Below are 13,350 nucleotides of genomic sequence, written 5' to 3' on the forward strand. Positions count from 1 at the left end.
CGGTTCTAGCGCTCGGCATCATTCACGAGCTGCTCTTTCCGGAGTGGTCCGGGTCGAAGGCGGCGGTGGCAGCACTGGTGACGCCCTCGAGGATTTCCCACTGCGCGCCGATGGTGTTGCGCAAGCGCATCCACTGGGCGTAGAGGGAATCGTCCAGTGGCCAGTGCTGATGCACCAGGGATTCGTAGTGGCTGATGGCGGACGCCGCGCAGTTCTCCATCGAAAAGCGCTCCGCCGTTGCCAGGGCGGCTTCGCTGAGTGCCTTGTATTCTGCAGGCGGAAGCTCGTACAGCCACTGCAGGGCGGCGATCAGGTCCCGTTCGCTGTGCTTGAGGACCAGGCGCCCGTTGATTCTGTCTTCTACGACTTCCCGGCAGCCGCTGGCATCCAGCGCGACAACCGGCACGCCGGCGGCCATCGCTTCCGTTAGCACCATACCCTGGGTTTCGCTGGTTGAGGAGAAGGCAAACACCTGCATTGCGCTGTAGGCATCGCGCTGGGCTTCGCCCTGTAGCGTGCCAGTCAGGTGCAGGCGCTCTCCGAGGTTGTGATCATCGAACAGCTGTTTTATTTGCGCCTGCATGGGCCCGGCGCCAACGACCAGGAAGTGGACATCGGCATTGCGCGCCATGAATTCCAGAACCGCCTGCGACAGAAAGCCCAGGTTTTTTTCTTCTGCCAGGCGCCCCAGGTGGCCAACCACAAAAGCCTGTTCGGGAATGCCGTACAGGGCGCGCGCGGCGTGACCATCCCCGTCCCGATAATTTTCCAGTTTAACGCCAGTAGGCACTATGCGAATCGGTGATTTGACGCCGCGATCCTGCAACAGCGCGGCAACACTTTCGCTGGGGGCAAACACCATGCTGGCGAGGTTGGCGTAGCGGGTGGCCAACTCGATCACAAACCGTTTAAGTGCCTCGGAGTCTGCGGGCACATAGTGGGTGTAGCGTTCGTACAGTGTGTGATGGGTAAATACCAGTGGCAGTTCGCGGCTGCGCGCAATGCGCAGGGCGCTCATTCCCAGTAAAAAGGGGTGGTGGGAATGTACGATATCCGGCTCGAAAAAGTCGAGTTGCTCGGTCAGTTCACCGGAAAGCGGGAGCGCGACCGAAAAATCACTGCCGTTGAAATTCTGAATGGCCGGAATACGCACCACATCTTTTTCATTCTCAATTTTTTCGGAAAATTCCGGTGCGACGATCAACACCTGGTGCCCACGCTTGCGGTATTCCTGGCAGAAGGCATCTACCGAGCGCGCCACCCCTCCCACGTGTGGGAGGTAGGTGTTGGTGAGCATGACGATGTTCACGTGGGTTGTAACTCCAGCATTTCGACTCCGGGCTCCGCCACCACAGGCTGGTAACCGAATGCGCGAATCTCAATCGGTGGTGCGGCATCGTGCCACTTGCCAGACCAGGATACACGGGGCTTTGCCCCGGGGGTAATCTCCAGTGAAATGGTGCCAAAGAGTGTGGGCGCGGGGCCGAATCGAATCGGCTTCTGGGCACTTTCGTTGCTGAGCCATTCCGGCGGCAACCCGGACGCGAGTATCAGGGTGTCGCCTTCCTCCCGTACAAAGCAATTGCGCTGCATGGTTACCCATTCTGCCGCTGCCCACGCGTGTTGGCCATCCCCCATGCAGCCTCCGAACGAGTGCGGGTGAATGGCTTCAGGCCACTGACCCGTGGGGGACGCGAGCTTGGCCACGTTGCGCATCAGGTCAATGCAGCGTGGATCGCCCGCACGCAGTAATACCTGGGCAACATGGATGGTGAGATAGGCGTTGATACCGGAGTGGATCATATCCTGGAAAAAGCCGCCGGATACAAAACAGTTTTCCAGCAGAAACTCCACAAGATCGAGCAGGCGAGGGTCGTCTTCGGGGTAAAGCTTGAGCGGGTAGCCCGCGGCAATCGAGCCGATGGCGCCGGCATCCAGACGCCGCTTGGGCGATGCCGGCATCGCGGGCCGGTTGAGTCGTTCCGCGCATTTGGCGAGCGCGGCGTCCACGGTCAACATGAAGTCGTCGGCCTGGCGCTGGAAGGTGTCGGCATCCTGCGTGTGGCCTTCCCGTCGGCACATGGCGACGGCTGCGCGCTGCCCACCAATGCCCCAGAAGTCATCCCAGAAATAGCAGTCATTTGGCCCCAGGTGCTCAGCACTGAATCCTGCCGGCAGCAGGCCGCCGGTGAGGCTGCCATCTTTGGGGAGTCGCTTGTTATCGATCCATTGGGTGCCGCGCAGAACCGGGTCCAGCCACTCCGGTTTGAGTTTGGTGCCGGTGATCTGGCAGTACTGGTCGATAATCCAAAGCGCCTCGCCGTTGGAGTCCCACTCGCCGTCCTGGGAGTGGAAATAGCCGTTGCTCTTCTGACGCGATGGGAAGCGCTCCAGCGCGCGTGCGGCGCGATCCAGCAGCCCGGCGTGCAGCAGCGACTGGATCATGAACGCGGCATCGCGAAACCAGAAGCGCTTGTAGGTGTACGGGCCTGGATACACATCGTGGGGAGAATGCAGAATCAGGGTGCGAATTGCGGAGTCGTACAGAAACTGCATTTCTTCGTCGGGTACCGACATGGTGCAGTGGCGGTCAAGGTTCTCTTGCCAGGTGGATGTGGCGTTGCGTTTGTTCAGTTTGCACGCTTGTGGAATCGTCAGTAGCGTGTCGACCGTTTCGCCCGGATCGAGACGGAAGAGGGCGGCCGCGGTCGCCATGCCCACATCGCACTCCGCGTGGCTTTCATTGCCTTCATCGCGCAGGTACAGCGCGATATCCCCGCGGTGATAATCGGAGGCGTGGTGGCGGTCCACCGGCCGGTCAAACAGGATTTTGTGTTTGCCATCGACCAGCCAGCGATCGCGGTTGGTGTGCAGGGTGACCTTGTTAATGAAGGCAACCCCTTCCGGGTTACAGGGGCGCAAGGCAACCACCAGCCAGCCGCCGGTGTTGTGTCGCGCCCGCACCCGCATGTGGCAGTTGTTGTGGGCATCGTCGAGTTCTGCCCAGACCCGGTTGTGCAGTTCCGCCTGGTCATCGCGGGACTCGGTCTCAATGGCAATGCCGCCCTTCAGATCCAGCTTTTGTATGACATCGTCGTGCTGGGAGGGGTAGAGGTCCTGGCCGTCGTCGCCGATGATCCAGCTATCGATCGACCAGCCGTCGTAATGCGGTGTGAGCAGCCCACGGGGGTCGACAATGGGCATTTCCTCGCTGCCCGGCACCCCAACGGCCGTCCAGTTGCGGTGACTCAGGTTGCAGTGGGTAATGGAGAATGCACGCGGAATGAACGAGACGTCCGCTGGGTCGAACTGCCGCTCGATCCAGTAGGGCCAGACCCAGTCGAGGTTGTGCTGGATGACCTTGCTGTTCATCAGCGCCCGCGCGTGGAATATGACCCCCGCACGCAGCAGCTCGATGGGCTCGCTCACTTCGGAAGGTTCGGCGAAACGTTGCAGTCGCGCCATCACCGCCAGAGGGTCGAGAAATCCGTGGGCGGTGGCGAACTTGCGTACGAAGAACCGCCAGGGAAGCCATTTCATCCAGGGCATCAGAGTTCTCCTTGATCGATTTTCTGATTGAGTGCCCGCCGCGCCATGCGGGTCAGACCAATGATTGCGATGATGGCCAGGCAAAAGCCCAGGCCGTACAGGGTCCACTCGGTGGGCGTGCGGGTGCTGCGTTCGGTGCCGATACTGGCAAGGTCCGCGGCAATGGAGCCCACGTACACATTGTTGACGGTGATGGGGATAACGCCGAAGAAGTTCCCGATGCAGAAATCGCGAAACCGGAGCGGCGTCAGACCAAAAAAGTAATTCGACAGCTTGAACGGGAACAGCGGCACCATGCGCGTGAACATAACCATGCGCCAGCCTTCATCGCGCAGGATTTCACCCAGATTGGCCGGCTTGACCTTCGACATCAGCCAGTTGGACGGGCGCTCCCCAAGCAGGTAACGGGAGATCAGGAAGGCAATCGCCGCACCCAGCACCGTGCCCAGCACCACATAGATGGTGCCTTTTACCACCCCAAACACAAAGCCTGCGCCCATGGTGAACACCACGCCGGGAAACAGCAGGACGATGGCCAGCGCAATCACCAGTGTGAACCAGACGCCCGCCTGCCAGCCCAGCGTGTCCATCCACTGCATCAGCTCGATGAGGCGGTCATCCAGGTCAAAATAATGCAGGATGGAGAGCATCGCCCCCACCGTGAGGGTGCAGATGATAATCAGCCAGATAGGTGAAAACTTCACGCCATAGTGTTCCGCTGGATCCGCGCGCTTGTTGGCCGGCTTGCATCAAGCCGATGGGGATCGATTGGTTTTTACTCTTTATAGACTAGCCAACCCCGCGGCGGAGGTGTCTACCCGATACACCGGTTATCTCCGAGCGTGATGAGCGACAGCAGGCGCTATCAGAAATCCTGCTAAGGCCACCACCAGAGCACCGCCAGTCCGGTGAAAAAAGGCATTGCAAACAGCGGCAGCACTCTGCGCAGCAGGGCCTGGCCACCGAGAAAACCAGCGACACAGCCCTTGAAAGCCAGGTTTGCCAGGCTGGCGATCACCATTGCGCGCCAGGCCGTACTGACCGCCATGGATCCCGAGCCCGCGAGACTGGCGCTGGACAGGGTGATGGCATCCACATCGGTAAACCCCGAAATCAGCGCGACCACATAAATGCCGCGGCTTCCGAAATAGTCGCTGGCAGCAGCGATGGCCAATAGAATCAGCGCATACAGCGCGCCAAAAACAAGTGCCGGCTTCAACTCCGCCGGGTTCCCGGGTTCCGGCATGGTGTTTTCGCGGTGCTGAATACGTAAATAGGCAAGAGCGCAGACGACCAGGCTGACGGCAAACGGAATCAGCAATGGCGGTAGAAACGCAGCGAGTTTTCGCGGCGCGACCACCGCGATCTCCACAAACATGCGGATATACATGCTGGTAGACGCGATCAGGATTACCAGAGCCGCGAGCCCGGCTGCTTTCTGCTGCGTACGCGCCATACGCGCATAGGTCACGGTTGTGGCGGTGGATGAGATGAGGCCGCCGATGAGCCCGCTCAGCAGTGTCCCGGCCCTGGCGCCAACGATCTTGTACGCGGCGTAACCTCCGAGACCAATCCCCACAATCAATACGACCAGTAGCCAGATCGCGAAGGGGTTCAGCACATCGTAGGGGCCGAAGGTACGGTTGGGCAGAACCGGCAGAATAATCAGCGACAGCACCGCAAACTGCATGATCGACCGGAGATCTTTGTCGGACAGTTTTTCCGCGAAGGCATGCATGCCGGGCTTGAAGTGCAACAGCACCGCGATGGTGCCGCCGACGGCAACGGCGACGGCTTTATCACCCAGGACCAAATAGGCCCCGAGCAGAAAAACAAGCAGCGCACTTACCTCGGTTGTCACGCCAATGTGATCGCTCTTGCCGCGCAATCGGTAGAGGTTGCCGAGCAGAATCAGCACGGTCATCGCCAGCAGCCCGGTCAGCATCAGCCATTCCATTCGAGGATTGCGGCTCAGTTGCGCAGTGAGGGCACCAAACAGGGCGATCAGGGGGAAGGTGCGGATACCACCGAGGCGATCGGTGGTGCGCTCACGTTGCAGGCCGATCAGCAAGCCGAGGCCGAGGGCGATGGCGAACGCGATGATGCTTTCTGCGTCGAGCAGGGGAGCGGTTGTGGCGGTGGCTTCCTCAGGCGCTGGCATAGGGGATGTGATTTCGGGCGATCACATCAGTCTAGCTGAGGGATTGGTTTTGTTGTGCGGGCAGGCTTGGGTGGATGGCAGCGGTGGGGAAGGGATGAGCTTCGCTGCGCTCGTTGGTCTCCGCGGGCTCTGTCCGCGTTGGATCGAACGGGGTTCTCATTCAAATGACCCCCAACGCCAAACAAAAAAGCCCGGCATAAGCCGGGCTCTTTTATATGGCGGTGGGGCAGGGATTTGAACCCTGGGACCTGTTACAGTCAACGGTTTTCAAGACCGCCGCTTTCGACCACTCAGCCACCCCACCAAATTGTGCTGCGCATTATACCGAGCTGTTTTGCGGGTACAAGTGCGCAGGAACTTTTTTTAGGAACTTCAATGGGTTAGCTGCATTTTTGAGCAGCTAACCCGTTGGTTTCCTGGTTGCAGCTCAGCTCACTTCCGCGGAATCTGAGTTGCTTTCTGCGCTTGCGCCGCCTTTTACCCGCGGGTCGTTGGCGGGGCGTGGCAGGGCGCGAGGGCTGTGCTCGATATTGGCCGGCTGGGCGGTATCGAGCGGACGCAGTTCGCCAACTTCCGGGCGCGCCGTGACGACTTTGAAATCAACCACCGGCTTCGGGTTGATACGTGGGTCGTTGCTGGCTCGACCAGGGGTGCGAGGCTTGGCTGCTTGCGCCGAAGCTACCGCTTCTGCCGCTTCCTCAGACTCTTCCGTCGCAGCCGACGTGTCTTCCACAGTCGCGGTTTCTTGCTCGGCAGTGACGCTGGCGTCTGCCTTCGTGGCGGATTCTTCCGCTGGGGCTGAAGCCGCCGCTATATTGGCCGGCGTTTCTTCCGCAGACGCTGCGAGGAGGTCGCCTTCCGCGTGAGTCGTCGGCACCGCTGGGTCCTGTTCCGCTTTCTCCGGTTCAGGCGCTTCGACGGCAGCGGTCTCTGCAGCTGCTGCGGGCTCCTTGCGCTCCTCTGGCAACTCAGGGGCCTGCTTGGCGGCCTGCGTTTCGCTGGCGTCTGCAGGTGTCGATCCCGCTACGGTTTCCGACTGGCTTGCGGCAGGCGCAGGCTTGCCGGCAGCGGGCGTCGCAGTTTGCTGCTCGGCTTCGGCGGGTGCGTCGGAAACCTTGGCCTCTGTGCGGACCTGAGCATCGGCCCAGGGCTGCTTCACTTCAGGCTCGGCTTGCGGTGTGTCAGCGTGCTGTTCCGCTTGTCTTTCTGCGCGCTCTTCGGTTTTCGCCGGCTTGTCTTCACGCTTGGCGCGGGGTTTGCGCTGTTGCGGTTCGGCAGCTTGCTCGGCTTTTGCGGTTACTTCGTTTGTGTCGCTGTCCTGGGCCTTGCGGGCTTCCTGCTGCTCGGTCGCGCTGGTGTTTTCCTCAGCGTTGTCGCCACCGCGGCGTCCGCGACGTCGGGGCTGCGGGCGTCCACGTACATTGCTGGGGCGACGCGCGGGGCGCTGTTGGTCGTCATCGTTGCCGGAGGCTTCCACGGTCGTGTCGAGGTTGGTGCTTTCAACGTCTGCCGGAGTGCTTTGCGGCTCGTTGCGGCGGTCGCCTCCACGGCGTCTGCGACTGCGGCGCTGGCCTTCACGCTGACCTTCGCGTTGTCCTTCACGATTGCTGTCGCGAGCGCTATCACGGTTGTTGTCGCGCGCACTTTCACGGGTGGCGTCGCGGCCACTGCTGCGATTGTCGCTGCGGCGGTCGGCGCTGTCGCTGTCGTCGCGGCGCTTGTCGCCACGCTTGGAGCGGGTGTCTTCCTTGCGGTCATCGCCGCGCTGGTCGTCACGACGGCCACCGCGATTACCGCGGGCGCGTCCGCGACCGCCGCGCTGGTTGCGATTGCGCTGCTGGTAGTTTTTGCCGCGGCCACCGGATTTCTTGTGTTTCTTGTCGCTTTCTTCTTCCTCACCGCTGAACAGGGCGGAAATCGCACCGATCAGGCGGCTGAAGAGTCCGGGCTTAGGTTCTTCCTTTGTCTTGGATTTAGCCTTGGCTTTGGGCTTGGCCACCGGTGTCGGCGCGGGCGCGGTGTGGGCGATCTGCTGCACAGCGGGCTGGGCCGGCGCGCGCATGGGCTCATCTTCCTTGCTTTTCTCGACGGTCTCTTCAATGGTGCCGGAGATCTTGTAGGAGGTCTCCAGGGTGGTCTCGTCGTCGCGCAGGCGCAGTACTTCGAAGTGCGGAGTTTCCAGGTCGGCATTAGGCACCACGACCACACGGGTGTTGTTGCGGGCCTCGATGTTGGAAATCGCCTTGCGCTTTTCATTGAGCAGATAGGTGGCGACATTCACCGGGGTGATTGCGCGAATCTCTGCACTGCGCTCTTTCTTCGCTTCTTCTTCCACCAGACGCAGGATGGAGAGGGAGAGGGACTTGGTGCCGCGAATGGTGCCCTGGCCACTACAGCGGGGGCAGACGCGGAAGGTCGTTTCCCCCAACGACGGACGCAGGCGCTGGCGGGACATTTCCAGCAGGCCAAAGCGGGAGATGCGTCCCACCTGTACCCGGGCGCGGTCCATGCCAAGTGCCTTTTCCATGCGCTTTTCAACTTCGCGCTGGCTGGACTTGTTCTGCATGTCGATGAAGTCGATGACTACCAGGCCACCCATATCGCGCAGGCGCAGCTGACGAGCGATCTCGTCCGCGGCTTCCAGGTTAATGGTGCGCGCGGTTTCTTCGATGTCGCCGCCCTTGGTGGCGCGAGAGGAGTTGATGTCGATGGACACCAGTGCTTCGGTAACATCGATCACGATGGAGCCGCCGGATGGCAGTTTCACTTCGCGTTCGAAGGCGGTCTCGATCTGGCTTTCAATCTGGTAGCGATTGAACAGGGGAATGTTGTCGTCGTAGAACTTCACCTTGTTGGCGTAGTTCGGCATCACCTGGCGGGCAAACTCGGCCGCTAGCTGGTATGCACCATTCTCGTCAACAATGACTTCGCCGATATCGTCGCGCATGTAGTCGCGAATCGCGCGGATGATGACGTTACTTTCCTGGAACAGGAAGTGGGGGGCTCTGGAGTCGTCCGCCTCTTTTTTGATGGCGTCCCATAGTTGCATCAGGTAGTTCAGGTCCCACTGCAGCTCTTCGCCGCTGCGGCCGACGCCCGCGGTGCGCACGATGATGCCCATACCGGAGGGGACTTCGACGCTGGAGAGTGCGTCGCGCAGTTCGCTGCGCTCATCGCCTTCAATGCGACGGGAGATGCCGCCCGCACGGGGATTGTTCGGCATGAGTACCAGATAGCGGCCCGCCAAGCTGATGAAGGTGGTGAGGGCGGCGCCTTTGTTGCCGCGCTCTTCCTTATCGACCTGCACGATAACTTCCATGCCTTCTTTCACCACATCCTTGATCTTGATGCGGCCTTCGAGTTCTTTCGGCTGTTTCAGAAAGTATTCGCGGGAAATTTCTTTCAGGGGCAGGAAGCCGTGGCGATCAGCGCCGTAATCGACAAAAGCGGCTTCAAGAGAGGGTTCTACGCGGGTGATTTTGCCTTTGTAGATGTTGGCTTTTTTCTGTTCGCGGGTGCGATTTTCGATGTCCAGGTCGTACAGCCATTGGCCGTCGACCAGTGCAACACGCAGCTCTTCGGGCTGGGTCGCATTGATCAGCATTCTCTTCATGCGTCTGTTTTTTCCTTGCGTTGCGCAAAAGTAAAAACACCGCTGAAGCTCGCAGGCTTTGGGTGGAAACGGGGCAGAAGAGGGCGTGGCCTGATATCTGTCGCCGTTTTGTAGGCACTCTCCACAGGGGCGCCAGTCGCACCTGTGTCGTACCTACATTATTAACTCTGGATACCACTTCTCAGTTCAGGTATCCGATTCCTGTCAGGCCGGCTCCGCAAAGATCCCGGGCGGGTCCTGACTGCCACCCGTTTTGGGGTGGCATGGGTTACATCTCATTCGGCTCCGGGGCCGGCTCGTGGCTGGGCCCTCGTGTCGTGTCTAGTTGTTACCGGCGGTGCGAGCGTGCCATTTTGCATCACTCTCAGGGGCCGGGGGCCAGTTCGGTCGCTGGCGAAAAATCACGGAGCGAGATGTAACGAGTAGAGTCTGTTCCAAGCGCTGCGAGCATCAGCCCGTCTTACCTTCGCAAAAATCCCGTTGGTACGGGGTCAGGTCGGCGAGAGCTTCGGGACTGACCTTTGGTCTGTATCCCTGGGCACCATCTTGCGACGCGCTCTTGAAGAGTCTCACCGACAAAGTTTTGTTGATAACGCGGCCATTGCGCGCACCGTCCTGACTGGCGGTATTTTCTCAAGAGTGGCACCTGGGTTTTTGTATAGCAGAAAAACCGTGCACCACCGAAAACCAGCCCCAATTCAGGCGGGCCGAATATACCACGGTGCATGTGGAGCATCAATCAATCGCTTCAAATGGCCCGCCCTTGGGGCTATTATGCGCTCCATGCGAAGTAGCCCCCCAAACAATCCCCCCAAGTCTGCCGATTCCCGCCGCGATGGTGCCTCTGGTGCCTCCGAGCGACTGGGAAGTGGCGTGCAATTTCTTACTGTGCCCGAGGAGTTGGCCGGTCAGCGGATCGACAACTTTCTGCAGGCGCGCCTCAAGGGTGTGCCGCGCTCCAGAATTTACCGGATTCTGCGCAAAGGCGAGGTGCGGGTGAACAAGGGGCGGGTGAAGGCCGAGTATCGCCTGAAAGGCGGTGACCAGGTGCGCGTGCCGCCTATTCGGGTGTCCGAGGAGTCTACGCCGCCGGTGGCGGGAGAGTCTCTGCGGCGGACGCTTGAGGCGGCCATACTCTATGACGAGGGCGGCCTGCTGGTGGTGAATAAGCCCGCGGGGCTCGCGGTGCACGGCGGCAGCGGCGTTCGCCTCGGCCTGATTGAGGCGCTCCGCCAGATGTACCCGAACAGCCCCTTTATGGAATTGGTGCACCGGCTGGATCGCGATACCAGCGGCGCCATCCTGGTGGCGCGCAAGCGCGCCGTGCTGCTGCATGTTCAGTCGGAGCTGCGTGCCGGCAAGCTTGGGAAGTCTTATCTGGCGCTGGCGGCGGGGAAGTGGCCTCGCGGTCAAAAAGTGGTGGAGGCGCCGCTGCGCAAGAACACCCTGAAGAGTGGTGAGCGGATTGTGACGGTAGAGGGTGATGGCAAGCCCTCCACGACGCGTTTTCGCGTTGAGGAGCGCTTCAAGGGGGCAACCCTGCTGGCGGCAGAGCCGGTTACTGGTCGAACTCATCAGATTCGTGTGCACGCCCAGTTTGTCGGGTGTCCACTGGCGGGTGACCCCAAGTACGCCACTGATGAAATCAATGGCGCCTTTCGCGGGTATGGCCTCAAGCGCCTGTTTCTGCATTCCGCCGGTGTGCGCTGCACCTTGCCAGACGGTGTGCGCGTGGACGTGAAGGCGCCGCTTCCCGCAGAGCTGGAATCGGTATTGAGTGCCCTGAGGGGCGAGTGATTCAACGCCCTGCGTGCTGGACCGGGTAAAGAGGGAGAAGGTTGGTCATGCTGGTGATCCTCGATTGGGACGGGACCCTGTGCAATTCCCAGGCGCGCATCATTTCCTGCATGCAGCGGGCGGCGGATCGAGTTGGTCTGCCTGTGCTGGAGCCTGCTGCCATCGGTAATTATATCGGGCTGGGTTTGCCTGAGGTCATTGGTGCGCTGTTTCCTGAGGCCCATAGTGAGCAGCGCGCCCGGCTGGGGACTTATTATTCCGAGGAGTGGCTGGCCGCGCGCAATGAGCCGCTGCCCCTGTTCGATGGTGTGCTGGAGACGCTGGATCAGCTATTGGGAGCGGGGCACCAGCTGGCGGTGGCGACCGGTAAGAGTCGTCGAGGGCTGGATCGCGAATTTGAAGATCACGGCTTGGGGCATCTTTTCCCGGTAAGCCGCTGCGCGGACGAAACCGCCTCCAAGCCGAACCCCGTCATGTTGCGTGAAATCCTGGCTGAAACCGGGGTTGATGTGACGGACGCGGTGATGGTGGGAGATACCGAGTACGACCTCAAGATGGCGTCCGCAATCAGCATGCCGTCGGTTGGCGTGAGTTACGGCGTGCACAGCCGCGAGCGTCTGGATCGGTGCGGGCCGCACCGGATTATCGACCACTTCACTGAGTTGCTGCAGTGGCCGCCGCTGGTTCCCTGATGCAGTAATCGCGTGCGGGGTGGATTATTTCCGGCGAAGGGGGTCGAGGCCGAGAGGCTTTAGAAGTTCGATTAGCCGGATTAATGGGAGTCCAATGAGCGTATTGTGGTCATTCCCTTCCATTTTTTCGAACAAGGCGATCCCCAAGCCTTCGGCTTTGAAGGATCCTGCACAGTCGAGCGGCTGATCCAGTTCTACGTAGCGGCTGGCTGCCGCCGCATCCAGTGGCCGAAAGTGCACACGGAATGGCTCGCAGATTGTTGTGTGCGTGCCCGCGCCACTATCCATGACACACAGTCCTGTGTGGAATGTGACTGTTTGCCCGGCACAAAACAGGAGCTGCTCAATCGCGTTTTCCTGTGATCCCGGCTTGCCTAATTGCTTCCCCCTGCATTCGGCTACCTGATCTGAGCCGATAATGATGGCGTCCGGGTACTGCGCACACAGGGCCCGCGCTTTTTCCGTGGCGAGCCGGCTGGCCAGGTCGGGCGCTGATTCACCGGGCAATGCTTCTTCATTTATATGGGGGCTTGCGGATTCGAACGGCAGTTGCAGTTTCTCGAGAATGCTGCGGCGGTAGGGTGAGCTGGAGGCTAGAATCAGTTGACGCATGGGTCCTGGCTTCCTGGTTTGAAGGGTTGCCCCGGTGGGGCTGGGGTCGCTGATCATGCGGCGGTTGAATTGTTTTGACAAGGCTCAGGTGAGTCCATAGAATTGCGCGCTTATGTCGATACCCCCCCAGAAATCCGCGCTTCCGCGACGCATTGATGCACGAAAATTGGTGCAGCGCGAGCAGCAACTGGACGGTACCGTGCCGCAAAGCGAGCTTTTGCGGCTGGTAGCGTCTACCGAGTCGGTACATGGTGATGTGGCAGTGACTCTGGCCTTTGCCAGAGATCTGCAGCGACACCAGGTGGCGACCGGGCATTTCCAGTTGGAGGTGGAGCTGTTGTGTCAGCGCTGCCTGCAGCCGGTCAGCGAGCAGATTGAAGCTGACATTGCTTGGGGCTTTGTGTGGTCGGAAGAGCAGGGCAAGTCATTGCCGAAATCTCTCGACCCGGTGATACAGGACGGCGATGAGCTGGATCTGTATCAGGTATTGGAAGATGAGATTTTGCTCAATCTGCCAATGGTGGCTTTCCACGATGAGGAGTGTGTCTCCAGAGAGACATTCCAGAGTGGGGGAAAGGAGCCGGAAGCGGTAGAGCAACAGGAAAACCCCTTTAAAGTACTGGAACAGTTGAAGGGTTCGTCAAACAAGTCTTGAGAATTGTTTGAAGGGTTTGGGCTCGCCGGTAGGCGCCCCGGTTCCGGTGTTAACTGTTAGTTATGTTTAGGAGCACCAAATGGCTGTTCAGCAGAACAAAAAAACCCGTTCCCGTCGCGGTATGCGTCGTTCTCACGACGCTCTGAGCGGACCGACTCTGTCCGTTGACCCGACTACCGGTGAGAAGCACCACCGTCACCACGTGACCAAAGACGGTTTCTACCGCGGTCGCAAAGTGATTGACGTTGGTACCTCTTCCGAAGAAGAGTAA

10 protein-coding genes and 1 tRNA gene are annotated in these 13,350 nt (G+C 60.2%); 4 read left to right on the top strand and 7 right to left on the bottom strand.

From position 1 onward, the window contains the following. Positions 1-22 precede the first annotated feature (22 nt). The 6 genes from JF535_RS11450 to rne all read right to left on the bottom strand — a co-directional run bounded on the left by JF535_RS11450 (position 23) and on the right by rne (position 9,323). Entirely contained in the window at positions 23-1,309 is a 1,287-nt protein-coding gene (locus tag JF535_RS11450) for a glycosyltransferase (protein ID WP_207002210.1), read from the bottom strand. After that, a complete protein-coding gene (locus tag JF535_RS11455; protein ID WP_207002212.1) occupies positions 1,306-3,549 on the bottom strand; it encodes a hypothetical protein in 2,244 nt (747 codons plus the stop codon). The genes JF535_RS11450 and JF535_RS11455 overlap by 4 nt, the downstream gene beginning before the upstream one ends. After that, positions 3,549-4,253 carry a TVP38/TMEM64 family protein gene (locus tag JF535_RS11460; protein ID WP_340674167.1) on the bottom strand — a complete coding sequence of 235 codons (705 nt, stop codon included), beginning with the start codon at positions 4,251-4,253 and terminating at the stop codon, positions 3,549-3,551. Before JF535_RS11460 ends, JF535_RS11455 begins: the two co-directional genes overlap by 1 nt. 173 nt (positions 4,254-4,426) lie before the next feature. Continuing rightward, entirely contained in the window at positions 4,427-5,710 is a 1,284-nt protein-coding gene (locus JF535_RS11465) for an MgtC/SapB family protein (RefSeq protein WP_207002214.1), read from the bottom strand. Between the two features lie 216 nt (positions 5,711-5,926). Beyond that, a tRNA-Ser gene (locus JF535_RS11470) sits at positions 5,927-6,014 on the bottom strand. A gap of 123 nt (positions 6,015-6,137) precedes the next feature. Further along, on the bottom strand, positions 6,138-9,323 hold the full coding sequence (rne, locus tag JF535_RS11475; protein ID WP_207002216.1) for a ribonuclease E: 3,186 nt from the start codon (positions 9,321-9,323) through the stop codon (positions 6,138-6,140). 861 nt (positions 9,324-10,184) lie between these two features. On the opposite strand from rne, the gene rluC reads away from it, so the two are divergent. Then, the gene (gene rluC, locus JF535_RS11480; RefSeq protein ID WP_242523970.1) at positions 10,185-11,120 is read left to right on the top strand and encodes a 23S rRNA pseudouridine(955/2504/2580) synthase RluC; all 936 of its coding nucleotides are present in this window, start codon (positions 10,185-10,187) and stop codon (positions 11,118-11,120) included. A gap of 47 nt (positions 11,121-11,167) precedes the next feature. Next, entirely contained in the window at positions 11,168-11,812 is a 645-nt protein-coding gene (locus JF535_RS11485; protein WP_207002220.1) for an HAD-IA family hydrolase, read from the top strand. A 24-nt stretch (positions 11,813-11,836) separates the two neighbouring features. Here the strand turns inward: JF535_RS11485 and JF535_RS11490 are convergent, their stop codons facing one another. Beyond that, positions 11,837-12,424: a Maf family protein gene (locus tag JF535_RS11490; RefSeq protein WP_207002222.1), complete on the bottom strand. Its 588-nt coding sequence runs from the start codon at positions 12,422-12,424 to the stop codon at positions 11,837-11,839. Positions 12,425-12,536: 112 nt separating this feature from the next. Here JF535_RS11490 and JF535_RS11495 point away from each other — a divergent pair, with 112 nt between their 5' ends. Together JF535_RS11495 and rpmF are read left to right on the top strand one after the other, a co-directional pair. Beyond that, positions 12,537-13,079, top strand: coding sequence for a YceD family protein (locus JF535_RS11495; protein WP_207002224.1), 543 nt, complete (start codon positions 12,537-12,539; stop codon positions 13,077-13,079). 79 nt (positions 13,080-13,158) lie between these two features. Further along, positions 13,159-13,350 (top strand): 50S ribosomal protein L32, encoded by a 192-nt coding sequence (gene rpmF, locus JF535_RS11500; protein ID WP_066964610.1) that lies wholly within the window; start codon positions 13,159-13,161, stop codon positions 13,348-13,350.

Origin of the sequence: Microbulbifer salipaludis (genome assembly GCF_017303155.1) — a bacterium.
In the GTDB taxonomy this organism is placed as follows: Bacteria; Pseudomonadota; Gammaproteobacteria; order Pseudomonadales; family Cellvibrionaceae; genus Microbulbifer; species Microbulbifer salipaludis.